General features: G+C 67.3%; 32 protein-coding genes. 25 read left to right on the plus strand and 7 right to left on the minus strand.

The features are described 5' to 3' along the window. Window positions 1-25 precede the first annotated feature (25 nt). Genes ASE75_RS00245 through flgB form a run of 4 tightly spaced genes read right to left on the minus strand, consistent with a single transcriptional unit; the run spans window position 26 to window position 2,773 of the window. A complete protein-coding gene (locus ASE75_RS00245) occupies window positions 26-1,294 on the minus strand; it encodes a flagellar hook protein FlgE (protein WP_055927158.1) in 1,269 nt (422 codons plus the stop codon). Window positions 1,295-1,327: 33 nt separating this feature from the next. Then, the gene (locus ASE75_RS00250) at window positions 1,328-2,014 is read right to left on the minus strand and encodes a flagellar hook assembly protein FlgD (RefSeq protein WP_055927159.1); all 687 of its coding nucleotides are present in this window, start codon (window positions 2,012-2,014) and stop codon (window positions 1,328-1,330) included. 2 nt (window positions 2,015-2,016) lie between these two features. Next, window positions 2,017-2,427, minus strand: a complete 411-nt coding sequence (gene flgC / locus ASE75_RS00255) for a flagellar basal body rod protein FlgC (RefSeq protein WP_055927162.1) — start codon at window positions 2,425-2,427, stop codon at window positions 2,017-2,019. A gap of 1 nt (window position 2,428) precedes the next feature. Beyond that, window positions 2,429-2,773: a flagellar basal body rod protein FlgB gene (flgB, locus tag ASE75_RS00260; RefSeq protein ID WP_082463705.1), complete on the minus strand. Its 345-nt coding sequence runs from the start codon at window positions 2,771-2,773 to the stop codon at window positions 2,429-2,431. A gap of 459 nt (window positions 2,774-3,232) precedes the next feature. Between flgB and ASE75_RS00265 the strand changes: the two genes are divergently transcribed. From ASE75_RS00265 to ASE75_RS00300, 8 genes are all read left to right on the plus strand, one after another. Beyond that, entirely contained in the window at window positions 3,233-3,895 is a 663-nt protein-coding gene (locus ASE75_RS00265; RefSeq protein ID WP_055927170.1) for a MotA/TolQ/ExbB proton channel family protein, read from the plus strand. Next, the gene (locus ASE75_RS00270) at window positions 3,892-4,428 is read left to right on the plus strand and encodes a flagellar motor protein MotB (RefSeq protein ID WP_235512446.1); all 537 of its coding nucleotides are present in this window, start codon (window positions 3,892-3,894) and stop codon (window positions 4,426-4,428) included. Before ASE75_RS00265 ends, ASE75_RS00270 begins: the two co-directional genes overlap by 4 nt. Window positions 4,429-4,439: 11 nt before the next feature. Next, a complete protein-coding gene (locus ASE75_RS00275) occupies window positions 4,440-4,970 on the plus strand; it encodes a flagella basal body P-ring formation protein FlgA (protein WP_327196301.1) in 531 nt (176 codons plus the stop codon). 64 nt (window positions 4,971-5,034) lie between these two features. After that, window positions 5,035-5,331, plus strand: coding sequence for a flagellar biosynthesis anti-sigma factor FlgM (gene flgM, locus ASE75_RS00280; RefSeq protein WP_055927173.1), 297 nt, complete (start codon window positions 5,035-5,037; stop codon window positions 5,329-5,331). Next, entirely contained in the window at window positions 5,318-5,632 is a 315-nt protein-coding gene (locus tag ASE75_RS00285; protein ID WP_055927176.1) for a hypothetical protein, read from the plus strand. Before flgM ends, ASE75_RS00285 begins: the two co-directional genes overlap by 14 nt. Before the next feature lie 98 nt (window positions 5,633-5,730). After that, entirely contained in the window at window positions 5,731-6,600 is an 870-nt protein-coding gene (locus tag ASE75_RS00290) for a hypothetical protein (RefSeq protein ID WP_055927180.1), read from the plus strand. A 3-nt stretch (window positions 6,601-6,603) separates the two neighbouring features. Further along, window positions 6,604-8,670, plus strand: coding sequence for a flagellar biosynthesis protein FlhA (flhA, locus tag ASE75_RS00295; RefSeq protein ID WP_156340023.1), 2,067 nt, complete (start codon window positions 6,604-6,606; stop codon window positions 8,668-8,670). After that, a complete protein-coding gene (locus ASE75_RS00300) occupies window positions 8,667-9,404 on the plus strand; it encodes a FliA/WhiG family RNA polymerase sigma factor (protein ID WP_055927182.1) in 738 nt (245 codons plus the stop codon). Before flhA ends, ASE75_RS00300 begins: the two co-directional genes overlap by 4 nt. A 180-nt stretch (window positions 9,405-9,584) precedes the next feature. On the opposite strand, the gene ASE75_RS00305 is transcribed toward ASE75_RS00300, so the two are convergent. Then, on the minus strand, window positions 9,585-9,920 hold the full coding sequence (locus ASE75_RS00305) for a hypothetical protein (RefSeq protein ID WP_055927185.1): 336 nt from the start codon (window positions 9,918-9,920) through the stop codon (window positions 9,585-9,587). Between the two features lie 331 nt (window positions 9,921-10,251). Between ASE75_RS00305 and ASE75_RS15705 the strand changes: the two genes are divergently transcribed. Beyond that, a complete protein-coding gene (locus tag ASE75_RS15705; protein WP_055927188.1) occupies window positions 10,252-10,533 on the plus strand; it encodes a DUF1993 family protein in 282 nt (93 codons plus the stop codon). Window positions 10,534-10,790: 257 nt separating this feature from the next. Here the strand turns inward: ASE75_RS15705 and ASE75_RS00315 are convergent, their stop codons facing one another. Both ASE75_RS00315 and ASE75_RS00320 read right to left on the minus strand, forming a co-directional pair. After that, a complete protein-coding gene (locus ASE75_RS00315; RefSeq protein WP_055927191.1) occupies window positions 10,791-11,612 on the minus strand; it encodes a flagellin N-terminal helical domain-containing protein in 822 nt (273 codons plus the stop codon). A gap of 244 nt (window positions 11,613-11,856) precedes the next feature. Beyond that, window positions 11,857-12,678 carry a flagellin N-terminal helical domain-containing protein gene (locus ASE75_RS00320; RefSeq protein ID WP_055927194.1) on the minus strand — a complete coding sequence of 274 codons (822 nt, stop codon included), beginning with the start codon at window positions 12,676-12,678 and terminating at the stop codon, window positions 11,857-11,859. Window positions 12,679-12,969: 291 nt separating this feature from the next. On the opposite strand from ASE75_RS00320, the gene ASE75_RS00325 reads away from it, so the two are divergent. Genes ASE75_RS00325 through flhB form a run of 16 tightly spaced genes read left to right on the plus strand, consistent with a single transcriptional unit; the run spans window position 12,970 to window position 26,293 of the window. Then, complete coding sequence (locus tag ASE75_RS00325) at window positions 12,970-14,244, plus strand: sigma-54 interaction domain-containing protein (RefSeq protein WP_055927197.1); 1,275 nt, start codon at window positions 12,970-12,972, stop codon at window positions 14,242-14,244. Then, a complete protein-coding gene (fliE, locus tag ASE75_RS00330; protein ID WP_055927200.1) occupies window positions 14,241-14,597 on the plus strand; it encodes a flagellar hook-basal body complex protein FliE in 357 nt (118 codons plus the stop codon). The genes ASE75_RS00325 and fliE overlap by 4 nt, the downstream gene beginning before the upstream one ends. Window position 14,598: 1 nt before the next feature. Next, window positions 14,599-16,332 carry a flagellar basal-body MS-ring/collar protein FliF gene (fliF, locus tag ASE75_RS00335; protein ID WP_055927201.1) on the plus strand — a complete coding sequence of 578 codons (1,734 nt, stop codon included), beginning with the start codon at window positions 14,599-14,601 and terminating at the stop codon, window positions 16,330-16,332. Between the two features lie 6 nt (window positions 16,333-16,338). After that, complete coding sequence (fliG, locus tag ASE75_RS00340; protein WP_055927204.1) at window positions 16,339-17,352, plus strand: flagellar motor switch protein FliG; 1,014 nt, start codon at window positions 16,339-16,341, stop codon at window positions 17,350-17,352. Then, on the plus strand, window positions 17,333-18,121 hold the full coding sequence (locus ASE75_RS00345) for a FliH/SctL family protein (RefSeq protein ID WP_235512447.1): 789 nt from the start codon (window positions 17,333-17,335) through the stop codon (window positions 18,119-18,121). The genes fliG and ASE75_RS00345 overlap by 20 nt, the downstream gene beginning before the upstream one ends. Further along, window positions 18,115-19,446, plus strand: coding sequence for a FliI/YscN family ATPase (locus ASE75_RS00350; protein WP_055927212.1), 1,332 nt, complete (start codon window positions 18,115-18,117; stop codon window positions 19,444-19,446). Before ASE75_RS00345 ends, ASE75_RS00350 begins: the two co-directional genes overlap by 7 nt. Window position 19,447: 1 nt before the next feature. Then, on the plus strand, window positions 19,448-19,873 hold the full coding sequence (locus tag ASE75_RS00355; RefSeq protein WP_055927215.1) for a hypothetical protein: 426 nt from the start codon (window positions 19,448-19,450) through the stop codon (window positions 19,871-19,873). A 39-nt stretch (window positions 19,874-19,912) separates the two neighbouring features. After that, complete coding sequence (locus tag ASE75_RS00360; protein WP_055927218.1) at window positions 19,913-21,073, plus strand: flagellar hook-length control protein FliK; 1,161 nt, start codon at window positions 19,913-19,915, stop codon at window positions 21,071-21,073. Window positions 21,074-21,092: 19 nt separating this feature from the next. Further along, a complete protein-coding gene (locus ASE75_RS00365; protein WP_055927220.1) occupies window positions 21,093-21,740 on the plus strand; it encodes a flagellar basal body-associated FliL family protein in 648 nt (215 codons plus the stop codon). Window positions 21,741-21,744: 4 nt separating this feature from the next. Beyond that, entirely contained in the window at window positions 21,745-22,698 is a 954-nt protein-coding gene (locus ASE75_RS00370; RefSeq protein WP_055927223.1) for a flagellar motor switch protein FliM, read from the plus strand. Continuing rightward, the gene (gene fliN, locus ASE75_RS00375) at window positions 22,695-22,985 is read left to right on the plus strand and encodes a flagellar motor switch protein FliN (protein WP_055927226.1); all 291 of its coding nucleotides are present in this window, start codon (window positions 22,695-22,697) and stop codon (window positions 22,983-22,985) included. Before ASE75_RS00370 ends, fliN begins: the two co-directional genes overlap by 4 nt. 6 nt (window positions 22,986-22,991) lie before the next feature. Beyond that, the gene (locus ASE75_RS00380) at window positions 22,992-23,246 is read left to right on the plus strand and encodes a flagellar biosynthetic protein FliO (RefSeq protein ID WP_055927229.1); all 255 of its coding nucleotides are present in this window, start codon (window positions 22,992-22,994) and stop codon (window positions 23,244-23,246) included. After that, on the plus strand, window positions 23,243-24,106 hold the full coding sequence (fliP, locus tag ASE75_RS00385; protein ID WP_055927231.1) for a flagellar type III secretion system pore protein FliP: 864 nt from the start codon (window positions 23,243-23,245) through the stop codon (window positions 24,104-24,106). The genes ASE75_RS00380 and fliP overlap by 4 nt, the downstream gene beginning before the upstream one ends. Before the next feature lie 6 nt (window positions 24,107-24,112). Then, window positions 24,113-24,382 (plus strand): flagellar biosynthesis protein FliQ, encoded by a 270-nt coding sequence (gene fliQ / locus ASE75_RS00390; RefSeq protein WP_055927235.1) that lies wholly within the window; start codon window positions 24,113-24,115, stop codon window positions 24,380-24,382. A gap of 4 nt (window positions 24,383-24,386) precedes the next feature. Next, on the plus strand, window positions 24,387-25,160 hold the full coding sequence (fliR, locus tag ASE75_RS00395; protein ID WP_055927238.1) for a flagellar biosynthetic protein FliR: 774 nt from the start codon (window positions 24,387-24,389) through the stop codon (window positions 25,158-25,160). After that, window positions 25,160-26,293, plus strand: coding sequence for a flagellar type III secretion system protein FlhB (gene flhB / locus ASE75_RS00400; RefSeq protein WP_055927241.1), 1,134 nt, complete (start codon window positions 25,160-25,162; stop codon window positions 26,291-26,293). Before fliR ends, flhB begins: the two co-directional genes overlap by 1 nt. Window positions 26,294-26,322: the final 29 nt, after the last annotated feature.

Consider the following 26,322-nt stretch of genomic DNA (forward strand, 5'->3'; position numbering starts at 1 on the left):
TATATCCCCCCGCCCTGCGTCGTCGTCAGCTACGGATGTTGAAGATGGTCTGCGAAATCTGGTTCGCGGTATCCAGCGCCTTGGAATTGGCCTGGAAGTTCCGCTGCGCCGCGATCAGGTCGACCAGTTCTTCGGTGATGTCGACGTTGGACCGCTCGATCCGCCCCGACATGATCTCGCCCAGACCGTCCTCGCCCGGCGTGCCGGCCAGCGGCGTGCCGGACACGCCGGTCGCGGTCCAATAGCTGTTGCCCTGCTGACGCAGGCCCGCCGGATTGACGAAGTTGACGGTCGCGACCTGGCCCAGCGCCTGCACGTCGCCGTTTGAGAAGCTGGCCTTGACCACGCCCTTCGCGTCGACGGTCACGCCCTGCAACTGGCCGACTTCCTTGCCGTCCTGGCTGCGTTCGGACACGGTGAAGGCGGAGGCGACCTGCGTCGTCTTCAATCCGAAATCCAGGCTGATCGCCTGCGACGCGGTGCTGCCCGCCGGGGTGATCGGGTCGAACGTCGTCTTGGCGAGCGGCGCGGTGATCTTGCCGCTGCTGTCGAACGTCATCGCCACGCGGCCGGCCCCGCCGCTGTTCAGGGGCGTGTCGCCGACATAGGAATAGGCGGCCCAGGTGCTGGTCGGGTTCGCCGCGTCGCCCACCGTCTCACGCTTGAAATACGTCGTCATGGTCAGAGCGTTGCCGGCCGCGTCATAGATCTGCGTGTTGGTCGACTGGTTGTAGCTGGTGGCGTCGAACCGGTCGAAGGTCGCGGTCGCCGGCACGACGGCGTTCGCCGACAGATTGGCGGTCATCGTCACCGCCTTGGTCGCGATCGCCGTGCCGCTCGTCTCGGGCAGCTTCAGCGCGGTCGCGGATCCCAGGCCGGTCGCCGTCGCGGTGCCCGATGCGTCGACCGGATAGACCTGCAGATAGCTGCCCTGCGGGTCGGTGACATAATGGTTCGCATCGACCTGGAAACTGCCGTTGCGCGTATAGTTGATCGCAGCGCTGCTCGTGCTCGGCTTGACCGCGAAGAACCCGTCGCCCGAAATGGCAAGGTCCAGCGAGTTGGACGAGGCGATCATGTTGCCCTGCCCGAACTGCTGCTTGTTGGCCTGCACGACGACGCCCGACCCGACCATTTGCGTCGGCGACAGGTTGACGCTGGACGCGATGACGTCGGCGAAGTCGGTGCGGCTCTTCTTGAACCCGTTGGTGCTGACGTTGGCCAGATTGTGCGAGATGGTCGACATCTCGGTCTGCGCGGCCTGAAGCCCGCTGAGCGACGTGTAGAAGGACATGGGAGGTTACTCCTGAAAACGCGAAGTTGGGGTTCAGCCGATCTGGCGGACGGCGGTGGTGGCGATCGTGCCGATACCCGGCAGGGTCAGTTGCGCGGGGCCGGTCGACGGGATCGACACCGACTGCACCGGTGCCCAGACCAGCGCGCGGCTGGCCACCGTCCTGCCAGCATCCTGCGCCAGCGCGGTGACGGTGAAGGGACCGGCCCCCGCGTCCGCGCCGGCATCGGTCTTGCCGTCCCAGTCGAAGGTCGTCGTGCCCGCCGTCTGCGCACCGAGGTTCATCGTCTTCAGCACCAGGCCGCTGGCGTCGGTGATCGTGACGTTCACATTGCTCGCCGACGCGTCCAGCTCAACCCCGCCGGCGATCCCGCCCGCGCTGCGGCCATACGCCGTCGACCCTGCGGTCAGAACGGTCTTGCCGACATAGGACATGGCGTCGGTCGCCGATGTCGCGCCCAGCTTGTCCGAAATCGCCTTCAGCGTGCCCGACATCTCGGTGATGCCGGACAGCTGCGAGAACTGCGCCATCTGCGCGACCATCTGCGTGTTGTCGACCGGGTTGAACGGGTCCTGATTGTTCATCTGCGCGGTCATCAGCTTCAGGAAATCCGCCTGCCCCAGCGTGTCGGATTTCGACGTAGCTGTGGCGGCCTTGGCCGCCGTCGCGCTGCGGGTGATGCCGAGGCTGCTGAGCGTGGAGTCAAAGGATGTGGCCATGATCAGCGTCCGAGCTTGAGGGTGTCGATGATGAGCGACTTGGCGGTCTGCATCACCTCGACATTGTTCTGATAGCTGCGCGCGGTCTCCATCATGTCGACCAGCTCGCGCGTTTCATCGACCGCAGCTTCAAAGACGTTGCCGTCCTTGTCCGCCTGCGGGTTGCTGGGGTCGTATCGCTTGGTCGGCGCTTCACCGGCGTTGACGATGCTCTCGACATCGACCGTGGCAAGACCCGTCGCCTTGTCGAAACTGGTGCGGAACACCGGCTTCATCGTCTTGTACGCCTCGGCCTCGCTGCTCGCGATGCCGTTGGCGTTGGCCAGGTTCGACGCGGTCGTGTTCATCCGCACCAGCTGCGCGGACATTGCCCGACCGGCAACCTGGAAAATCGACATGGGCGCGTTGGCCATCTTATTCGCCCTTCAGCGCGCGCGTGATCTGGCTGATCCGCCCGTTCAGGAATGACAGCGTTGTCTGGTACTGGACCGCATTCTCGGCGAAGGCGGTCTGTTCCTGGCTCAGCTCGACGGTGTTGCCGTCCATCGACGCCTGGGTCGGCACGCGGTACTTGATCGCACCCGCCATGCCGGTGCCGCTGTCGCTTTCCATCGAGGCGAGCGCCTGTCTGAAATCAACGTCCTGCGCCTTGAAGCCGGGGGTCGACGCGTTCGCGATGTTCGACGCCAGCACGCCCATGCGTTGCGAACGCACCTGCAGCGCCGCGCCATGAACGCCGAAAAGCGAGTCTCCTGCCACCGATGGCCTCCTTCACGCAGGGATTGCGCGTCCGACCATAAGCAATGGCCGTGCCAGTTCGGCTTTCAGGGGTGAGCGGGCGCCGGATCGACGGGCGGCACCGGCGAGGCGGCAAACCCTTGCCGGTCGGGCGGCAACCCTGCCGGGCAGCGATTGCCGCTTGTTCCGTTCCCCGGCGAAGGCCGGGGCCCAGTCGCGACTTCCTTGTGACGACGTTTGACCGCGCCCCAGGCCCGCCTTGCCCGTCATCGCCGGGATCCCACTTCTACCCACCCCGGCGGAGGCCGGGGCCCAAGTGGGTTGGCGTCCGCAGCTATTTACCACCGTTTGCCCAATTGGGCCCCGGCCTCCGCCGGGGTGGTGTAGATAGCGTACTGGCCGACCTGTCACACGCCCCACCCTCGCAACCTTCCATCTCCCAGACGCGCATCTGGCCCGGCCCTTGCTACTCACGCACCCATGACCGCACCCGACCAGTTTTTCGCCCAGCTCCTCGACCCCGTCGCCCTGGCCATCGTCCTTGGCGGCACCGCGCTTGCCGTCGTGTTGCGCGCGCCGTTCGCCGATGTCGGCCGGGCGCTGGCCGCACTCGCCACCCTGACGCGTCGCCGGTTCGACGCCGAGCCGCTGCTCGTCCAGATCGCCGCCCTCTCGCGGATCGCCAAGCGCCACGGCGTCATCGCGCTTGACCGCACCGTCATCGCCGACGCCGACATCGCCGCCGCGATCGCCGTCATCGTCGACGGGGGCAATGCGACGATGGTCGCCGATCTCGTCCATTATCGCCGCCGCGCGCGCGCCGAACGTCACCTTGCCGCCGCCGAGGTCTGGGCCGGGGCCGCCGAGGCGGCACCGGCGATGGGCATGGTCGGCACGCTGATCGGGCTGGCCAGCATGTTTGCGACGATGACCGATCCCGCCACGATCGGCGCGGCCATGGCCATCGCCCTGCTGGCGACCCTGTACGGCGCGCTCATTGCCAATCTGGTCGCGATGCCGATCGCCACGCGCCTGCGCGCGCAGGCGCGGCACGAGGCGTTCGAGCGGACCCGGCTGGAGGCCCCTCTGGTCGCCCTGGCCATCCGCGAAACCCCGCGCAGCCTGTCGAGTGTGGCGGCATGACCCATGACGACGATTTCCCCGCCATCGCACCCGGCAAGCCGCTGTGGCTCATCACGCTCACCGACCTCGCCCTGCTGCTGGTCGGCTTTCTCGTGCTGATCCAGGCCACCCGCAACAGTGACGGCGACGCGCTGGCACAAGGAATCCGTGCCGGCTTCGGGTCGCGCGCGCCGCAGGAGGAGGCCATGCCCGTCGCCGCCGCCGGCATGATGAACTTCGCACCCGGATCGTCGATGCTGCCCGCCGCGCCCGACGCGCTCGTCGCCTGGGCGCACGAAGTCACCCGTGATCCCCGCGTCCTGCTGACCGTCACCGGTTCGTCGGACGGGACCGCGCAGGATGTCGACCCGACCAGCGGCAACGGCGCAGTCCTTGCCGCCGACCGCGCCCGCACCGTGGCCGCCGTCCTCGCAACGCGCGGTGCCGTGTCGCCCGGCCGGATGGTCATCACTACCGATACCCGCCCCGGCCGCAGTGCCGCGACCGTGACGCTGGCCTTTGCCGGCACGCCGTCGCCCGACGCGCGCCCCTGATGGAGACGATCATGTTGCGTATTCTGCCCCTTCTCCTGCTCGCCACGCCCGCCTTGGCGGCCGGCTTCCAGGACACCGCCGGCCTCGACCGCGCGGTCGCCGCCTTCACCGGCCGGCCAATCGGGGCGGAGGGCGGCGCGCGCACGCCGGTCGACCCGCGCCTGCGCCTTGCGACCTGCCCGATGGTCGCGATGTCGTGGCGGACCGAGGCGCACGACGCGGTCGTCATCACCTGTTCCGGGCCGGACTGGCGGATCTTCGTCCCCGTCCTGAAACCCGCCGCCGCTGTCCCGGCACGGCCGACCGCCATCGCGGCGGTCGCGGCCGCGCCGGCGGCGAAGGCGGAGGTCGTCATCAAACGCGGCGATCCCGTCATGATCGAGGCGGGTTCCGCCGGCTTCTCCATCTCACGTCAGGGTATCGCCATGGGCGATGCCGCCGCCGGCGCGCGCTTCATGGTCAAGGTGGAGGATACCCGCACGCCGGTGCAGGCCGTCGCGGTCGAGGCCGGTCGTGCCACCCTGCCCGGCTGGCAGGAATAATTTCTAAATCTTTTCACACGCCGGCCGTTTCCTACAATGTCAGCAATTACCAAAGGGTGCGGACATGGTGGAAACGGTAGGATCAAAGCCGGTATCGATCGCGGGGGCCGCGGTGTCGCGTCTCGCGCAGACGGCACCGACGCCGACCGTTCAGGCCGGTATCGCACGCAAGCAGGACGCGGCAACGATCGTGTCCGGCACGACGGCCAGCATGCTGGCCGCCGCGCCACCGGTCGATGTCGAGCGGGTCGCCCTCATCAAGAAGGCGATCGCGGACGGGACGTTCCCGATCCAGCCCGCGACGATCGCCGACCGCATGATGGCCCTGAAGCTCGAATGGAGCCCCAATGACCAGGCGTGATGCCCTGATCCGAGTCATCGACGCGCTTCATGCCGAAATCGCGGCGTTGAAGGCGAACGACGCCGGCGAGCTGGAACGCGCGACCCAGGAAAAGCTGGTCGCGATCGAAGCGATCGCCGCCGCCGGCACCGGCCCTGCGGGTGCCGAACTGCGCGGCCTGGCCGAGGAAGCCGACCGTCTGAACGAAACCTGCCGTATCTATGTCAACCTGATGGCGGCAAATGTTCGCCGCCGCCTGCAAACCCTGACCGGTGACAGCGGCAACGCCTATCGCTCGCCGGTGGCCCGCGCGTACGCGTAAGGGGTGAAACGCGCGGGAAACCGCCGTTTTTGATACAGGGCCGCAGACTGGCACGGCCCTTGCTGAATTGGTTCCCAACAAGGGGCCAGATTTCCGCGATGCCAGTCAATCCCATCCCAGTCACCGCAGTTGGTGCCAGCCGCGTCCAGTCCGCGATCCAGCTTGCCAGCAGCAGGACGGGCGTGGATTTCGACTATCTGCTCGGCCAGGCCAAGCTGGAAAGCGGGCTGCGCGCCGATGCGAAGGCCGGCACCTCGTCCGCCAGCGGCCTCTACCAGTTCATCGAACAGAGCTGGCTGGCGGTCGTGAAGAACCACGGTGCGAAGCATGGCCTCGGTTGGGCCGCCGACAGCATCGGCCGGACCGCCGGCGGCAGGCTGAGCGTCGGCGATCCCGCCACGCGGCAGGCGATCCTGGCACTGCGCAACGATCCCGCCACCGCCTCGCTGATGGCCGCCGAACACGCCTCCGACAACAAGGCCGCGCTGGAACAGACGCTGGACCGCGATGCGACCGGCACCGACCTGTACATGGCGCATTTCCTGGGCCTTGGCGGCGCGAAGAAATTTCTGGGCGCGATGGAATCGGGGTCGGCGACCACCGGTGCCGCGCTGTTCCCCGCCGCCGCCCGCGCCAACCGCAACGTCTTCTACGCGTCCAACGGCCAGCCGCGCTCGCTCGGCGAGATCTACGATCGCTTCTCGGCCAAACTGGGTGCCGCCGGCTCGGCCGCGCTGCCCGCCGTCCAGTATGCCGCGCAGGCGTTCGATGCCGAGGGATCGACCGTCATTACCGGCGGCGGGCAGAGCATGAACGATGCGCTGGCCTGGGCCAGCACCGCGCTCGGCAAGTTCCGTCAGGCGTCGTCCGGGATGCCGGCCGGCACGCAGTCCGCCGCCAACTTGCTGCGCCCGACGCCCGACACCGCCCGCCTCGCCTACATGATGCTCGCGAGCATGGGAGCCTAACGGGTGCCCGCCTTCCTCTCCAACCTGCGCGGTTCGGCCCTGCCGCTGGCGATCCTGCTGCTGGTCGTGCTGATGGTCGTGCCGATGCCGTCGGCGATGCTCGACGTGTTCTTCGTCGCCAATATCGCGATCAGCCTGGCCGTCCTGATGGTGTCGCTGAACGCGCAGAAGCCGCTCGACTTCTCCGCCTTTCCGACGGTCCTGCTGTTCGCCACGCTGTTCCGCCTCGCGCTCAACGTCGCCTCGACCCGCGTCGTGCTGGTCCACGGACATGAGGGCGAGGCCGCGGCGGGCCATGTGATCGAGGCATTCGGCACCTTCCTGATCGGCGGCGACTATGTCGTCGGCCTGTTCGTCTTCGCGATTCTGGTCATCATCAATCTGATCGTGGTCACCAAGGGCGCGGGCCGCGTGTCCGAAGTGTCCGCCCGCTTCACCCTCGACGCGTTGCCCGGCAAGCAGATGGCGATCGACGCCGACCTGAACGCCGGCCTCATCACTCCCGACGAAGCCAAGCAGCGCCGCATCGACACCGCCACGGAAGCCGAATTCTATGGCTCGATGGACGGTTCGTCCAAGTTCGTGAAGGGCGATGCGGTCGCCGGCCTGCTGATCCTTGCCGCCAACATCGTCGGCGGCCTGATCCTGGGGCCGGTCAGCCACGGCATGACCATCGCCGATGCGGCGCGCACCTATATCCTGCTCGCGATCGGCGATGCCCTCGTCGCGCAGCTGCCGTCGCTGATGCTGTCGATCGCCGCCGCCGCCATCGTCACCCGCGTCACGTCGAAGCACGATCTCGCCGGCCAGATCGGCAGCCAGTTCGGCTCGGTCCGCACCTGGACGCCGGTCGCCGGGATCCTCGCGCTGCTCGGCCTGATGCCGGGCATGCCGCATCTCATCATCCTGTCGGCCGCAGCCCTTGCCGGCTTCGCCGCATGGAAGCTGCGCCAGATCGAGCGCCGCCCGCCGCCGCCCGAACCTGTCGTGGCCGCAGCACCGCTCGACCAGTCGAAGATCGGCTGGGACGAGGTCACCGACGCGATGCAGGTCAATCTCGACATCGGTTACGGCCTGGTGCCGCTGGTCGATGAACGCCGTGGCGCGCCGCTGATGGGCCGGATCACCGGTGTTCGCCGCCAGCTGTCGAAGGAACTGGGCTTCGTCGTGCCGCAGGTCCGCGTCCGCGACGACATCAACCTGGCACCCTATACCTACCGCGTCCTCGTCAACGGCGTATGCGTCGGCGAGGATCAGGTGTCGCCCGACGAGATGCTCGCGCTCGATACCGGTCAGGCGTTCGGCGAATTACAGGGCAAGAAGGCCAAGGATCCGACCTTCGGCCTCGACGCAACCTGGATCGCGCCGGGCGATGCCGATGCCGCGACCGGTGCCGGCTATCTGGTCGTCGATCCCGGCACCGTCATGGCAACGCACCTGAACCATGCGCTCGGCCAGCACGCCACCGACCTGCTCGGCCAGGACGAGGTCCAGTCGCTGCTCGACGGGCTGAAGGAACGCGCGGCGCAGCTGGTCGCCTCGCTGTCGCCCAACCCGCTGCCGATCACGACGCTGACCCAGGTGCTGAAGGGCCTGCTGGCGGAGAACATCCCGCTCAAGGAGTTCCGCCTGATCGCCGCCGCCATCGCGGTCGCCGCGCAGAAGTCGGCCGACGCCGACGAGATCATTGAACTGATCCGCCCGCAGCTTGGCGCGCTCATCATCCAGAAACTGTGCGGCGTGCGCGAGCCGCTGCGCGTGATGACGCTGGAGGGTCAGCTCGAAGGGCTGCTCGGTCAGGCGATGCGCGGCGATCCGTCGCGCCGCCACGTCATCGAACCCGATCTCGGCCGGCGCATCGTCGACGCGCTGCAAAGCGCCGCCCAGCCGCTGATCGCCGAAGCCAAGCCGTTCGCGCTGGTCGTCCAGCCCGCGATCCGTGTCGCCATCCGCAAGCTGGTGAGGACCTGCATGCCCGATACCCCCGTCCTGAGCTTCTTCGAAGTGCCTGAAGAAAAAGCCGTCGAAGTCGTCGCCGTCATCGGCGCACCCGGAGCATTGCCAGCATGAGCGCCCTACCGATGCGCAGCGCCTTCGCCGACGCGACGCCGCTGACCTACGCCCCCGCCCCCAGCGCCGAACTGCTGGTCCGCAAGCATTTGCCGATGGTCCGCCGGATCGCGTGGCACGTCCATGGCAGCATGAGCAGCGTGGTCGAGATCGAGGATCTGGTCCAGGTCGGCCTCGTCGCGCTGGTCGAGGCGGCGGCCGCGGCCGAGGATCGCGGCGGTCATGCCTTCCAGCTGTATCTGAAGACCCGCCTGCGCGGGGCGATGATCGACGAACTGCGGCGTCAGGCCACCACGACGCGCGGGGCGATGCGCCGCCGCCGTGCGCTGGCCGAGGCGGTGTCGGCACTGACCGTCGAAACCGGCAAGGCCCCGGGCGAAGCGTCGATCGCCGAGCGCCTGGGTGTCAGCGTCGACAAATTGCGTACCGAATATGCGACGTCGGAGGCGATCCGGTTCGAGCCGATCGACGACGTCTACACCGACGACACGCCGTGGTTCGCCTCCGACATGCCAGACGCGTTCGAGCAGCTGGCCGACGGGCAACAGCGCGACGCCCTGATCGCCGCGATCGCCAGCCTGCCCGAGCGCGAGGCGATGACCATCCAGCTCTATTATGTCGAGGAACTGAACCTGGAGGAAATCGGCCAGGTGCTCGACGTCACCGCCGCCCGCGTCTGCCAGATCAAGAAATCCGCGCACGACCGGTTACGCAAGGCACTGACCGGGCATTGATTCTTCTCTCGGCCGGGGGGCCGTCCAACGACAGGGCGTCGGTCGAATGGCCGGCGCCCTTTGTGCATGCGCCCGGCATTGACCGCGACCGCACATATTCATTTGCGACAAACATGCGATTACGGAGCCGGTTACGTGAAACAAGGCTCAGGACTGTCCGAGCCTGAAGGATTGCGCCCCTTAACTCAACTGCTCACGAAACTTGCCGTCAGGTGTCGTCGGCTGCTGCGGCACGTCGCTCCAACGAAGTTGTGAGGCATCCACGAGGTCGCCGCCCATATGCTCAACGAATGCGGCGCGGATCGCCAGCTTATGTCGGGTCCATCGTTCCGGCTGCGAGTTTGGATTCATGTCGTCTGCGAGAAAGACCCACTCGACGAACTGGTCTGCCGTTACTGGTCCTTCGGACGGTATGAGTTGATCGACGTGCATCGGCTGATCGTTCTTTATGCAACCGCAAAAGCCCCACTCGACGCAAACCACATGCATGAGCTGATCGTACCCGTCCTTCGTCATATGACTTTCATGGCGCGGCGGGGAAATGTCCGCAACTGGGCGTTTGCCGATAGGCGGCCTTCACGATGTCGACAGCAGCGGCTGTTCCTTCCGGCCCGGTGCGGGGCCAACCCCGAGGCGGTCCTTTGTCGCCCACGCCGCTGTTGGCAAAGCGCGCGCAGACGCTCCCGTTCGTCACACGGCAAGCATGATCTTCGGGTTCAGTTGGACTGACGCTGGCGCTCGCAGCGACTTGGAGTGCATCTTCGATCCGCTACGAAGAGCGAACACTCATGCCCCTGTGGGACCATCTTTGGCCGACATAGGGTCAGATGCTGGAGTCGTTGTCCAAATGGTTCGCCAAGGCCGGGGCGCGGAGGCGATCGCCGATACGCTGCCTGATGGCATGATCCTGAACCTGACGGCGGCTCGTTATGCACGCGACCGGGCGCTAGCGCGCGCCTACTTTCATATCGTTATCGCCCATCCGATCGTTCGCGTGCAGAGCATCGGCCTCGGCAAGGCGGATCATGCAACCCGCATGGTCGGCGATTTTCGCATTTACGATCTTGACTGGACCGGAACCAAAAGTTTCTCGTCATTCTGGACTCGGCCCAGAATCAAGAGCCGCTAAGGTTGCGCGTCACTGCTCTGGATCCCGGCATGCGCTGGGATGAAGGACGTTTCGGCGATGAACGACAGCGGTGATACGTGAATGTCGACCGCTCCTGAGGCGAGCCGCCGCGAGCCGTTGATTGCCTCAGCGCATACCAACGACCGAAACCCCGGTGGCGTGGTGCCACCGGGGTCCGTCTCGACCTTTTCGCATGAGAAGGCTCGGCCTTGCGCCGGCACCCGTTGGGGGGCGGCGGTACCGGCGCGAGAACGCCGTTATTTCAGGAGCGACAGGACGCCCTGCGTGCTCTGGTTCGCCTGGCTCAGCATCGCGGTCGAGGCCTGGCTCAGGATCTGGGCCTTGGCGAGTGCGGTCGATTCCTCGGAGAAATCGGCATCCTCGATCCGGCTGCGCGCGTCCTGCATGTTGGTCGAATTGCTGGTCAGGTTGTTGACCGCCGACTCCAGCCGGTTCTGCACCGCACCCAGGCCGGCGCGGGTCGTCGCGACCTTGGCGATGGCGCTGTCATACTTGGTAAGCGTTGCGGCAGCTACCGAGGTGCCGCCCGACACCACGCCTGCCAGATCGGTGTCCGTGGCAAGGTTGCCCAGCACCACCGGAATGGCGTCGTTGGAATTCGCGCCGGCCTGGATGGTCACGGTGCCGCTGGTGCCGGCCGTGCCGTTCAGCAACTGCTTGCCGTTGAAACTGGTGTTGGCGACGATGTTGGTGATCTGGGCCGCAAGCGCATCCTGCTCCAGCTTGATGTTGCCGACGTCGTTGGTGGAATAGGTGCCGTTGGACGACTGGACCTTCAGTTCGCGCATCCGCTGCAGCATGTTGGAAATCTCGTCGAGCGCGCCTTCCGCGGTCTGCGCCATCGAAATGCCGTCGTTCGCGTTACGGATGCCCTGGTTCATGCCGCGCACCTGCGCCGTCATCGACGAGGCGATGGCGAGGCCGGCCGCGTCGTCCTTGGCCGAATTGATGCGCTTGCCCGTCGACAGGCGTTCCATCGCGGTCGCAAGCATCGTCGATGCCATCGTCGATGCGCTGGTAGCGCGCAGTGCGGAAATATTGCTGGCAATTACAGTCATTGGTGGTCTCCATCTGCATGACGCTCTCCGCCGCCCCCCGGACGAAGGTCGAGCCGCCACAAAGGGAAACGGCGCGACCGGGCCAGGCTTAAGCAAAAAAAATGCAGTGCAGCAGAAATGGGGCCTCCCCGATCGGCACGATGCCGTCGGGGTGTCCGTATTTCTGGCAGATGACACAAGGTTTCGGTGGGTCCGAACCCGGCGCCCTTGGGGGGGCGGCGCCGGGTTCGGACCCTTCCCGACCTTAGCGCAGCAAGGACATGACGCCCTGCTGGCTCTGGTTTGCCTGGCTCAGCATCGCGGTGGATGCCTGGCTCAGGATCTGGGCCTTGGCGAGCGCGGTCGATTCCTGCGAGAAGTCCGCATCCTCGATGCCGCTGCGTGCCGAAGCGAGATTGGTCGAATTGCTGGTCAGGTTGTTGACCGCCGACGAAAGCTGGTTCTGCGAGGCACCAAGGGCCGCACGGCTGGTCGCCACCTTGGCGATCGCTGTGTCGTAGTTGACCAGCGTCGCGTTTGCGACCGATGCACCGCCGGTAACGACGGCGGTGATCGCCGAATCGGCCTTCAGGTTGCCGAAGGTGACGTCGATCGAGTCGGCGGCGTTCGCGCCGGCCTGGATCTTGACCACGCCGCTGGCGCCAGCGGTGCCGTCGAACAGTGCCTTGCCGTTGAACTTGGTGTTGGTCATGACGTTGTCGACCTGCTTGGCCAGCGCGTCCTGCTCCAGCTTGATGTTCGCGACGTCGGCGGTCGAATAGGTGCCGTTCGACGACTGGACCTTCAGCTCGCGCATACGCTGCAACATGTTGCCGACCTCGTCGAGCGCGCCTTCCGCCGTCTGCGCCATCGAGATACCGTCGTTCGCGTTGCGGACGCCCTGGTTCATGCCCTTGATCTGCGCGGTCATCGACGATGCGATGGCCAGGCCGGCTGCGTCGTCCTTGGCCGAATTGATGCGCTTGCCGCTGGAGAGACGCTCCATCGCGGTCGACAGCGCACCCGACGCCATGGTCGAGGCAGAGGTAGCGCGCAGGGCGCTGACGTTCGTTCCGATAACAGTCATTTTCCGGTCTCCATCAATGGCGCCCCCCAACCGTCTGGAGTGAAAGCCGAGCCGCCAAGTGGAGAAACGGCAATCGACCGGCAGGATTTAGCCGGCGGCCGAACATTTTTTGCCGGTCCGTTGCCGGCCGGGAAAATGCCGGATTCGAAGAATCGACGCTAAACCTTCGATTCCCTGTGCCGTTCATGCGCGCGCGGGCGTGCCCGGAAAAAAGTTGCCGCCCTGGCTGCCGGTTTAACCACCTGTTTACCACGCATGGCGCATCTAAGGTTTCTCGAAAGGATGCCGTACATGCCCGCGATCTGGCCCTCTGAAAGACTGAAGTCCGAGAAGGTGACCCTCCTCTCGTCGCTGCGTGCGCAGGGGCTGGTGCTGGGTGATGCGGCAAAGGGGCGTCCCGCCGCCGGCGACACGCTGCTGGTGATGGACGGCGAGGACGTGACGTCCCCTGCCCGCACGCTGGTGGTCGCCGATGGTCCGCGTGGCCTGGTTCGTGCATCCGAGGGCAAGCCCGCCCGCCTGTCCTTTACCCATGACGATGCAGCGGTCGGCAACGGCTTTGCCCGCGCGCTGGTCGCAGGCGCCGACGCCCCGACCGCCGCCGATCCCGAAAGCCTCGCCCTGTTCGCGCTGGCCGAGCGGGTGGCGCAGGCGGACATCACCGTCCTCATCAACGGACCCACCGGCACCGGCAAGGAAGTGCTGGCCCGCGCGATCCACAACGGCAGCAACCGCCGCGACAAACCGTTCATCGCCATCAACTGCGCCGCCCTCCCTGAGTCGATGCTGGAAGCCCTGCTGTTCGGTCACCAGAAAGGCGCGTTCACCGGCGCGTCGGCCGGCGGCGAAGGCTTCTTCCGCGCGGCCGATGGCGGTACGCTGCTGCTCGACGAGATCGCCGAGATGCCGCTCCAGTTGCAGGCCAAGCTGCTCCGCGTGTTGCAGGAGCGCGAGGTCGTGCCGCTGGGCGCTTCCACGCCGCAGTCGATCGACGTCCGCGTCATCGCCTGCGCCAACCGCGACCTGCATGCAGAGGTCGCCGCCGGCCGGTTCCGCGCCGATCTCTACTACCGCCTGTCGGTCTTCCCGCTGTCGACCCGCTCGCTGGCCGAGCGTCGCCAGGACATTCCCGCGCTCGCCGCGACGATGATCCTGCGCCACGCCGGCAACCGCAGCGTCGTGCCGTGGCCGACCGCCGAGGCGATCGACCAGCTGATGCACCACGACTGGCCGGGCAATGTCCGCGAGCTGGAGAACGTGATCCAGCGCGCGTTGCTGTTCGCCGGTGGTGATACGATCGGGGCGCATCACATCGTGTTCGACCGTCCCGCTGCCCTGCCGATGGCAGAGCGCGCCGCCAACGACACCCCGTCGACGCTGGGCAACATCGTCCAGATGAGCGAGTTCGCCGCGATCCGCGAGACGCTGGCCGCCTGTGGCGGCAGCCGAATCGAGACGGCCAAGCGTCTGGGCATTTCCGAGCGCACGCTACGCTACCGTCTCGCCAAGGCGCGCGAACAGGGTGAGGACATCACCCAGCCGACCTATCGGGCCATGTCGGCATGAGTCCCGTCTCGGGTCCGATGGGCGTCGACCGGGTGATGGCGCTGCGCGCGCAGATCCTGGAGCGCAACCAGGCGCTGAGCCGGGCCAGCGCCACCGGCAACGCCGCCGCGCCGACCGCTGTCGCCGCGGAACCGACCAGCTTTGCCTCGACGATGGAAACCGCGCTGAAAAGCGTGAACGAAGGCCAGCAACAGGCTTCCAAATTGTCCGAGGCGTATGAACGCGGCGAAACGATCGACATCGCAAAGGTCATGCTGGCCCGCCAGCAGGCCTCGGTCGGGTTCGAAGCCACGCTGCAGGTCCGCAACAAGCTGCTGAGTGCCTACAAGGACATCATGAGCATGCCGGTCTGATATGAGCAACGCTCTCGCCACAACCTCGCCGATCGCGGTGCCGGAACGGTTCGCCAATCCGCTGCGCCAGATCCAGGGCGTCCTCGCCCAGCCGGCGGTTCGCCGTTCGCTGCCCATGGCCATGATGGTCGGGATGGTGGGCGCGGCTGCGCTCGCCTGGGCCACGCTGTCGACGCCAACGCAGAAGACGCTGTTCAGCGGCCTGCCCGATGCCGACAAGGCGGCGGTCACCTCCGCGCTGACGCAGGCCAACATCACCAGCCACATCGACGACGGCAGCGGCGCGCTGACCGTCAACGAGGAGGATTACAGCCGTGCCCGCCTGTTGCTGGCGGGTCAGGGCCTGCCCAAGGCGGCACCCGGCGGCTATGCGATCCTCGACCAGTTGCCGATGGGCGTCAGCCGCGCGGTCGAGGGCGAGCGTCTGCGCCAGGCCCGCGAAAGCGAACTCGCACGATCGGTCGAGGAAATTGATTCTGTCGCCGAGGCGCGCGTCCATCTGGCCATGCCGGAATCGACCGTGTTCGTCCGCGACAAGGCCAGCCCGTCGGCATCGGTCATCCTGAAACTGGCTGCCGGCCGGTCGCTGTCCGACGCGCAGGTGTCGTCGATCGTCAACCTCGTCGCCTCGTCGGTGCCGGGCATGAAGCCCGACGACGTCACCATCGTCGACCAGATGGGCGCACTGCTCACCAAGTCGGGTGGTGCCGGCGGTGGCTCTGCGGCGGGCGACGAACGCATCGCGTTCCAGCGCCGGGTCGAGGAAAAATACCGCCAGCAGCTCAACCAGCTGCTGACCCCGCTCTACGGCGCAGGCAACTTCACCGCCGAGGTTCAGGCCGATGTCGATCTGGACGAAACCCAGGCGACGCGCGAAAGCTATGACAAGCAGGGAACGCTGAAGGCCGAAACCGGCAACTGGACCGGCAACATGGCGGCATCGCCCGCGCCCGGCGGCATCCCCGGCGCGCTGTCCAACACGCCGCCGCCCGCCAGCACGTTGCAGGCCCCGCAGGCGGCGACCGGCGCACCCGGCACCACGCCCGCACCGGTCGCCGGTGGCCCCGCACCCGATCCGGCCAAACAGTCGGACAGTTTCCAGCGCGCCTATGATCTAGGTCGCGAGGTCTCGGTCACGCGCGCATCCCCCGGCGGAATCAAGCGGCTGTCGGTCGCGGTCCTGCTGCGCGATCCCGAAACCGGCAAGCGGACCCAGGCCGAAATCGGTCAGGTGACCGAGCTGGTGAAAAGCGCGGTCGGCTTCAACGCCGGGCGCACCGATCAGGTCACCGTCATCAGCCGCAAGTTCGCCGGCGCTGAAGCCCCCGCCGACGCGCCTTGGTACGACGCCGGCTGGCTGCCGGTCGTCGCCCGCAACGTGACCGCGATCCTGATCGCGCTGATGGTGCTGCTGCTGGGTGTCCGGCCGATGGCCAAGGCGCTGATGAAGAAGCGCGAGGATGCGACGGCGGGTACCGATGGCGGCCCCGCGACCGGCGAAGGCGGCGGCGAGATGGTCGAGGTGATGGAGACGGGCGACGACGGCGTCGCGCGGCCCGTCATGCGCGCGCTCGCCCCCGGTGGTCGTGGATCGTCGGGCGGATCCGCCCCGATCAGCATGGACCAGCTGGAACAGACGCGCGGTTACGACGAGCGGATCGGCGCGGTCCGCGGCTTCACCCGCGACAACCCCACGCGTGCGGCACTGGCCGTGCGCGACATGATCAAGGCCTGATCCCCGATGGCCGAGGCCGATCACAACCGTAGCTATACCGGCGTCGAGCGCGCGGCCGTCCTGATGATGCTGGTCGGCGAGGAAGAAGCCGCCGCGATCCTGCAGAAACTGGAGCCGGAGGAAGTGCGCCTGCTGGGCAAGGCGATGTTCGCGGTCGCCGACGTCAGCGAGGACGAGGTGGAACGCGTGCTCGACGATTTCGTCGACAAGGCGCGCGAACGCACCACCATCGGCTTCGAGCCGCGCATGCAGATCGAGGCGGTGATGCAGCGCGCGCTGGGCCAGGAAAAGGCCGACAGCATCCTGGCGCGCATCACGCCCGCAGAGGCGGCGTGCGAGATCGACCTGCTCGACTGGCTCGACGCAAGCGAGATCGCCGCGCTGATCGAGAAGGAACACCCGCAGATCGCCGCCGTGCTGATCGCCAATCTGGATCCGTCGATCGGTGGCCAGGTGCTGGAAATGCTGCCCGACACGGTGCAGCCCGACATTCTTCACCGCATCGCCAAGCTGGGGCCGATCACGCCCGAGGCGGTCGACACGCTGAAGACCATGCTCGCCAACCGCACCGGCGGCGCGTCGAAGAAATCGGGCGTCACGCTGGGCGGCACGCGCGAGGCGGCCAAGATCCTGTCGGGCGCGCGCAAGACGGTCGAACAGCGGGTCATGCCCAAGCTGTTCAAGATCGACAAGGAAGTCGCCAAGGCGATCGAGGAGGCGTTGTTCGTCTTCGACAACCTGCTGGAGATGGACGACAAGAATCTGGGGGCGCTGATCCGCAACGTCGACGGCGACATCCTGGTCCGCGCGCTGAAGGGCGTCGACGAGACGATGCGCAACCGCTTCCTCGGCTGCATGTCGGCGCGCGCCGCCGACGGCATCCGCGACGAAATCGAAAGCCGTGGCCCGATGAAGCTCAGCGAAGTGCTGGAGGCGCAGAAGATGATGATCCAGATCGCGCGCAATCTGGCCAAGGACGGCACGATCATGATGGGTGGGGGTGAAGACGACTATGTTTGATGTCCGGGGGGGCACGGCGGATGTCCAGGGGGCCGGGTTCGCGGCGGGGTTCGCATCCCGCCACGACACGACCGCCAACGTGCTGGCGGCCGCGTTTGCACCGGCCGGCGGCTTTTCGGCGGTCGACATGCGCGGCACGCACAGGGCCGCCGCCCATGTCGATCCGACGACGTTCGCGGCGCAGGGTGGCCCGCGCCACTTCAGCCCGGCCGATCCCACGACCAACCCGACCGAGGGATGGGACCTGATGGACCCGGACAGCGCGCACGACGCGTCGTTCGTCAACCCGCTGGAGGCCGCGCACAGCGCCGGCTATGCCGAGGGTCTTGCCGCCGCCGCCGCTGCACAGGCAGACGTCGCCGAACGCGATCGCGCGCTGCTGACCGGACTTGCCGCCGCGATCGGATCGGGCGACCGGATCGACCGCGAACAGGTCGCGCAACGCCTGCGCCAGACGGTGCTGTTCCTCGTGACAAAGCTGGTCGGCGAAGTCGGCATCGCGCCGGACCTGATGGCCGCGCGGATCGCCGCCGCCTCCGACTTGCTGGCCGAGGCCGGCGAACCGGCGCTGCTGCGCGTCAACCCGGACGATGTCCACCTGCTGGACGGCCACCTGCCGAACAGCGTGTTCGCCGCCGGCGACGCGACCATCGCGCGTGGCACCTTCGTCATGGAAAGCGCATCGACCATCATTGAGGACGGCCCCGAACTCTGGCTGGAACAACTGGCCCGGGCGATCGACCGCGTACCGGTGCCGCCGCTGTGCTGAACCGCTTCACCGCCGATTACCTCAAAACGCTTGGCATCGCCGATTTCACCCCCGCGCCGCAGGTATCGGGTCGGCTGTCGTCGTTCGACGGCCTGCTGATGGAGGCGGTCGGCCTCACTTTGCCGGTCGGCACCGTCTGCCAGGTCGGCGGCCTGCACGATGCCAGGGTCGAGGCGGAGGTCATCGGCTTTCGCAACGGCCGCACGCTGCTGATGAACCTTGGCGGACCCGCCGCCCTTCTGCCCCGCGCCCCCGTCCGGCCGGTCGGCCCTCCGGGTGAGGCGGAGGTCGGCGCGGCCCTGCTTGGCCGCGTGGTGGATGGTGCGGGCAAGCCGATCGACGGGCTTGGCCCCATTCGCGGTGCCGGGCGCTGGCCGCTCGCCGGCAAGCTGCAATCCCCGCTCGACCGGGGCCGCGTGCTGGAGCCGATGGACGTCGGCGTCCGCGCGATCAACGGCCTGCTGACCGTCGGTCAGGGCCAGCGCGTCGGCATCATGGCCGGGTCGGGCGTCGGCAAGTCGGTACTGCTGGGCATGATCGTCCGCGCCGCCGCCGCCGATGTCGTCGTCATCGGCCTGATCGGCGAGCGCAGTCGCGAAGTCGCCGACTTCCTGGAAACCAAGATCGCCGGCGCGGCGCGGGCGCGGTCGGTGGTCGTCGCGGTGCCGGCCAATCACTCGCCGGTCCTGCGTATCCGCGGCGCCCTGCGCGCCACCGCCATCGCCGAGGCGTTCCGCGCGGAGGGCAAGAAAGTCCTGCTCATCATGGACAGCCTGACCCGCGTCGCCCATGCCGGTCGCGAAATCGGTCTGGCGCTGGGCGAGCCGGCATCGGCGCGCGGCTATCCGCCGTCGGCCATCGCGATGCTGCCCAACCTGATCGAACGCGCCGGGGCGGACGCGAAGGGTAGCGGTTCGATCACCGCGATCTACACCGTGCTGGCGGACGGCGACGACGGCAACGATCCGGTCGTCGATTCCGCCCGCTCGATCCTCGACGGGCATATCGTGCTCAGCCGCGCGCTAGCCGAACACGGCGTCTATCCCGCGATCGACATCGGCCCGTCGGTCAGCCGGGTCATGACCGATATCGTCGACAAGCCGCATCAGAAAGCCGCGCGGCAGTTGCGCCGGCATCTGGCGACCTATGAGGAAAATCGCGATCTCGTGCTGATGGGCGCCTATCGCCCCGGCACCGATCCGGCGATCGACGCCGCCATCGCCAGCCACCCGGCGATCATGGAATATATCCGCCAGGATTATGACGAGATCATCCCGATGGCCGACGCGGTCGCGGAGCTGACCGGCGTGTTCGGCGAGTTCTGAAATGGCCGCCGACCGCGCCAAGACGCTCGCACGACTGCACCGGGTCCGCACGCTGCAACTGAACCTGAAGCTGGCCGACGAGGCGACCGCGCGCGACCGGTTCAGCCGGGAATCCGCGCTGACGACCCGCATTGCCGAACTGGCGGATGCGGTGTCGCCGGTCCCGTCGCTGGCGGCCGGCTTCTCGCTTGGCGCACAGGCGCATTACCGCGAGCGCCTGCATCACTCCGCCGCCGCCGCCGGCAGCCGGATGCGCACCGCGCAATATCAGGCGGATCAGGCCAGCGAGGCGACCAAGGCGGCCAAGCGCGACCAGAGCGCGGTCGAAAAGCTGATGGCCCGCGCCGATAAGGAAGCGGTGCTGAAGGAAATCCGCGCGATGGAAGACGCGCCGGCCTTCCGCCGAAATCGGCACGATCCTTGCTGACCTAACGGCAAGCCGATGCGCAAAGGGGGATTTTGCCGCGTGATTGCACCACCAACCATCGACCGCGCCAACGCCGGCGCATCGCCCGTGCGGGTCGATGCGGGCGTCGGTCGCGGCGGCCCGCGCCAGTTCGCGCAGACGCTGGCCGGTTTTCTCGACCAGGCCGACGACGCGGCGATGCCCGCCACCACTCCGCCACCGGTTGCCGGGCGGCAAGACGAAGCCAGTGACGGCAAACCGCTGCCGGACGAGACCGAGCCGGTGACGGCCGACCCCGCCTTTGCCTGGGTGACGATGGCACCGTCGGTCGTTCCGCTCCGCCCGGTCGCATTCGCCGCACCCGTCGCAAGCGCCGCCGGTGGCGTGCTGCCGCCGCCCGCCGTCGATCCGGCCGCAACCATCGGCGCGGTGCCAGCCGATCCGCGACCCGCCGGTCTTTCAGCGATCCCACCTGAGGCGACGGCATCCCTGCTCGCGGCGGTCGACCTGTCGGCCGTTCCGCCATCCGCCGGACAACCGACCAGCCCGACGACGCCGGGCATTATCCGCGACTCCGCCGGGGCGGTGCCCGATGCGCCGCTGCCGGTTGTTTCCCGTGAAGGTCCAGTGCCTGAACCCATCGTCGCCAGCGCAACCCCTGCCCCCGCCGGACAGGTGTTCGCCGCCGCGATCAAGGCCGCCCGCGATGACGATCGCCCGAACGCCACGTCGCGTGACCCGGCCGCCCCCCTTGCCGCGCCGGGGGCCGGCCCCACGGCCGAGATACGGACCGTGACCGCCACCAGCGATGCGCAGCAGGCTCCGCTCGACATGCGACGACAGGACTGGCCGCAGGGGATGATCGACCGGATCGAGCAGTTGCGCGACGCCGCCGACGCCGCCGATACGCGCATCCGCCTGATCCCCGATGCGCTGGGCGCGATCGACGTCGGCGTCCGCCGCGACGGCGATACGATGCACGTCCATTTCACCGCCGATCAGCCCGCGACCGCCGCGCTGCTGGCCGATGCACGCCCGCAACTGGTCACGCTGGCGCAGTCGCGCGGGCTGACGCTCGGGCAGAGCGCGGTCGATACCGGTGCCGGCCAGTCGCATACGCCATCGCAGCAGCAGCAGGCAGCTCCGCCGCGCGCGCCCGTTTCCGTCGCCCGCCCGTCCGCCGCACCGGCGACCGGCACCGACGACCTCCGTTTAGCCTGAACCCGAAGGAACCCTGACCATGGCCGACAAGAAGGAAGACCCCGCCGCCCCGAAGAAAAAGGGGAAGATGGGCAAGATCATCGTGATGGCCGTCGGGCTGGTCGTGCTGATCGGCGGCGGCGTGGGCGGCGGTATCTATGCGGCCAGTTCCGGCATGATCGGCGGCGGCAAGCATGAGACGGCCGAAGACGAGAACAAGCCGAAGCTCGTCCCGAAAAGCGAGCAGAAGCATCCCGGCGACGAAGCCGAGGGCGAAGGCGGCGGGCACGGCGGCGGCGAGGCCGAAGGCGAATCGGCAGCGGTCGAAAACCACGGCAAGCCCACGCCCGAGGGTGAAGGCGGCGACGCCTATGCCTCGAATTATTACGCGATGGAAAAAGAGTTCACATCCAACCTCGCGGACTCGGTCCACTTCGTCCAGGTCGGCGTCGCGGTGTCGACGCCTTATGACAATAAGGTCATAGAAAACCTGAAAACCAATGACATAGCGGTCCGTTCGGCGGTCTTGATGACCCTATCGGACACGTCGGAGGAGCAGGTTTTCACCAACGACGGCAAGGAACAGCTGCAACGCCGACTGGTCGCGGCGATCAACAAAACCCTCAAGCAAAAGGAAGGGTTCGGCGGGGTCAGTAACGTTTACTTTACCAGTTTCGTCGTTCAGTGACGCCATGGTTAACGGCCCATCAACCACGACAGCGTCCGACCGGCGCGAGCGTACCCGGCCCCCGGCCGCCCATCAGGGCGTGCTGGGTCCGGCCAAGCTCAATCCGTTCGGCGACCTGCACACGCTGCAGCACCTGTCGGTGCGGCTGGCGCGGTCGCTGCGCGGGGTGTTCGAGCCGCTGCTGCATCAGGAGGTGCGCTGCTGGGCCGAACCGCTGATCGTCCAGCGCTTCGCCGATTACCGCGCCGAGCGTCCCGACGGCCTGACTGCGTGGCTGCCGCTGGCGATGGATCCGCCGAGCGGCGTCGCGCTGTGCGTCGTCGATGGCCGGTTCGTGCTGGAACTGCTCGATCTGTTCTTTGGCGGATCGGGCGGCACCCCGGCCGAGCTGCCCCCTGAGTTCTCGCCCGCGTCCGAGGCGATGGTCCACCGGCTGGGCAAGATGATCGCCGTGCCGCTGCGCGCGGTCTGGGAGCCGCTGGCGCGGATCGAATTCGTCCCCGGCCATGTCGAATCAAACCCGGCGATGCTGTCCGACATCGACGGCGACGATGCGATGATAGTCACTCGCTTCGGCATTGCCGCCGGCAGCGCGCGTCCCGTGTTCATCGACCTGGTCTATCCGGTCACCGCGCTGAAGCCGCACAGCGTCTCGCTGACGGCCAAGGTGCTGGGCAAGTCGGCCGAACCGGATCCGACCTGGCGTACCGGCCTGACCCGCGCGGCGATGGGCGTGCGCTTTCCGGTGCGATCGGTGCTGGCCGAACCGATGGTCAAGCTGTCGCTGCTGATCGACCTGAAGCCCGGCGACGTCATCCCGATCCAGTTCGGCGCGGAGGTGCCGGTCATGGTCGGCGGCCTGCGGCTCGGCACCGGCACGGTCGGCGTCTCTAACGGTCAGGCGGCCGTACAGCTTACCCACATCATGCGTATCGACGACGAGGGATTTTCATCATGACCGACATGACCGGCGGGTTTCCGGTCGACTCCGCGGTGGCCGCCAATTTCCGGCTGCTCCAGGACGTCGACGTCAAGCTGACCGTGGAGATCGGCTCGACCAACCTGTCCCTGCGCGAACTGCTGGCGCTGGGTGAATCCAGCGTGATCGAACTCGATCGTCAGGCCAACGAGCTTCTCGACGTGTTCGTCAACGGCACGCTGATCGGGCGTGGCGAGGTCGTGACGGTCGGCGAACGCTTCGGCGTGCGGATGACCGAGATCCTCAACCCCGACAAGCGCGGCTGACCGTCCATGCTCTGGTCCTATATCCTGAAGCTCGTCATCCTCCTGCCGCTGGTCTGCGGCCTGATGATCGGCTGCCTTTATCTGTGGCGCAAGCTGGAGACGCGGATGCCCGGCAAGTCGACCGCGCGGCTGGTGACGATCAAGGAAACGATGATGATCTCGCCCGGCCTGCGCCTGGCGGTGATCGACTTCGAGGGCCGCCGGCTGCTCGTCTCGGTGGGGCGCGGCGGCGTGACCCTGGTCGACAAGGTGGACGCGTGACCATCACCGTATCACGGCATGGCACCGGGCCTGCGCTGATCCGCGGTGCGCGGTCCAGACCACGGCGCAGCGCCGCGACGATCCTGTGGATCGGCCTTGCCATCCTGCTGGCGATGCTGATCGCGATGCCGGCCTTCGCACAAGGCGCGCCGGCCGCCGCGCCCGGTGCCGGCGACGCGGTCGACCGCGCGCTGGGCCAGCTTGGCGGCGGCGCCAATGGCGGCTCCGGCTCGCTGAGCCTGTCGCTGCAGGTGCTCATCATCATGGGCCTGCTGACGATCCTGCCCGGCCTGCTGTTGATGATGACCAGCTTCACCCGGATCATCATCGTCCTGTCGATCCTGCGGCAGGCGATGGGCCTGCAACAGACCCCGCCGAACCAGGTGCTGATCGGCCTGTCGCTGTTCCTCAGCTTCTTCATCATGGCCCCGACGATCAACCAGATCAACGCGACCGCGATCCAGCCCTATGCGGCGGGTCAGCTGGCCGGCACCGACATGATAAAGGCGGCGGGCGTCCCCCTGCACGCCTTCATGGTCAAGCAGACCCGTGTGAAGGACGTGACGATGTTCGCCGAACTGGCGAAGTCCGGCCCCTATGCCTCGGCCAACGACATTCCCTTTTCGGTCCTGCTGCCGGCGTTCATCACCAGCGAGCTGAAGACCGCGTTCCAGATCGGCTTCCTCGTCTTCCTGCCGTTCATCGTCATCGACCTCGTCGTCGCCACCGTGCTGATGGCGCTGGGCATGATGATGCTGTCGCCGACGATCATCTCGCTGCCGTTCAAGCTGCTGCTGTTCGTGCTGGTCGACGGATGGGCGCTGACGATGGGCAGCCTCGCCAACAGTTTTTCAGGGTAAGCGACGATGGACGCACAATATTTCCTGTCGGTCGCGAACCAGACGATGTGGGTGCTGGCACTCGCAACCGCGCCGATCCTGATCCCGGTGCTCGTCTCCGGCCTCATCATCGGCATGGTGCAGGCCGCCACCTCGATCAACGAACAGACGCTGTCGTTCGTCCCCAAGCTGATCGTCGTCGCGGTCTCGATCGTGATCTTCGGCAGCCTGATTTTGGGCCTGCTCAGCGACTTCACGATCGGCATCTTCGACCGCATCCCGGATCTGGTCCGCTAAGCGCATGCTCGGCTTCGGCCTCTCGATCGAACCGCAGTTCTGGGCGCTCGTCTTCGTGATGGTGCGCGTCGGCGCGGCCTTCATCACCGCGCCGGTGTTCAGCGCGGTGTCGATCCCGTTGCAGGTCCGGGTCATCCTGGCCGGGGCGATCGGCGTGCTGGTGCTGGCCGTCCACCCGGTCACGCCACCGGCGCAGATCTTTTCGGTCGCCACCTTCCTGTCGATCGCCTCCGAAGCCCTGATCGGCCTGGCGATGGGCTTTGTCCTGCAGATCGCCTTTTCCGCGCCGCTGATCGCCAGCGAGCTGATCGGCGGGTCGATGGGGCTGAGCATGGCGACCAGCGTCGATCCGATCAACGGCCGCCCCTCGCCCGCGCTCGGCCAGTTCTTCTCGCTGATGCTGACCCTGCTGTTCCTGTCGGTCGACGGGCATCTCGTCCTCGTCGAAATGGTCGTGAAAAGCTATGAAGCGATGCCGCCGGGCGAGGCGTGGCTTGGCGCGGAGCGGCTGAAGAACATCGCGTTCTTTGGTGGTTATGCCTTTCTCGCCGGGTTGCTGCTGGCGTTGCCGGTCGGCTTCCTCCTGCTCTGTCTCAACCTCGTGGTCGGCATGATCTCGCGCTCGGCCCCGTCGCTGAACCTGTTCGCGGTCGGCCTGCCCGCCAGCCTTGCGGTCGGCGTCATTTCCCTCGCCATCGGCTTTCCCGCCATGGGCGACTACATGCTCGTCATCATCCGCGAGGCGCTGGCCGCCACGCAGAGCCTGGTGCTCGGCTGATGTCGGACGAGGGCGGCGAACGCACAGAAGCCCCATCAGCCAAGCGCAAGAAGGACGCCGTCGAAAAGGGCGACGTCCTGAAAAGCGTCGAGCTGGCTACCGCGCTCAGCATGGCGGCGGGCGTGGGCTGGATCGTCATGGCGGGGCCGTCGCTGGTCAAGGCCTGCCGCGAGGTGATGGCGACCAGTTTCCAGTTCGGTCGCGCCGATATCGAGGATTTCTCGCCCTTCCGCCCGTTGCTGGAGGCCGGGTGGAAGCTCGCGCCGTCGATCGCGACGCTGTTCGCGGTGTCGATCCTGGCCGCGCTGCTCAGCCGGGCCGCACTCGGCTCGCTCGGCTTCAACGCCGGGCTGATGGCCCCCAAGGTGTCGCGGATGAACCCGGCCAAGGGGATGTCGAAGATCATCGGCGTCACCGGCTGGATCGAGCTTGGCAAGTCGCTGATGAAGGTCGTGCTGCTCGGCAGCATCGGCGCGTGGATGCTGTGGAAGACATCGCACAGCACCTTCGGTCTCGGATCGTCCGATCTTGGTCAGGCGGTCGGCACGCTTGGCGGCACGCTGACCACGATCCTGATCGCGATGGCCGGCGGCCTTGTCGTCATCGCCGGCATCGACGTGCCGATCCAGGCGATCCGCCGCCTGTCCAAGATGCGGATGACCAAGCAGGAGGTAAAGGACGAGCACAAGGAAAGCGAAGGTTCGCCCGAAGCCAAGGGCCATATCCGCCAGCGCCAGCGCGAGATCCTGAACGGCGGCGCGCGCAAGGCGGTGGCCGAGGCGCATGTCATCCTGACCAACCCGACCCATTTCGCGGTTGCCCTGCGCTACGATCGCGGGCGCGACCAGGTGCCCGTCGTGGTCGCCAAGGGGCGCGGTGCCACCGCTCTTGCGATCCGCGAGATCGCCGCCGAGTTCGCGGTCCCGGTGCTGGAGTATCCGCAGCTAGCGCGTGCCGTCTATTACACCAGCCGCGAGGGGCAGGAGGTCCGCGACGACCTGTATGCCGCGATCGCCACCGTCCTTGCCTTCGTCTTCGGGCTGAACGCGCGCGCCGGCGGCACCGCACCGATGCCGACCGTCACCGTGCCCGAAACCGCCCGCTACGACGAACATGGGGTGAAACGGCCATGACCGATCCGAATAGTGTGAATCCCGCTTAA

The sequence above is a fragment of the Sphingomonas sp. Leaf17 genome (assembly GCF_001421505.1).
Lineage (GTDB): Bacteria > Pseudomonadota > Alphaproteobacteria > Sphingomonadales > Sphingomonadaceae > Sphingomonas.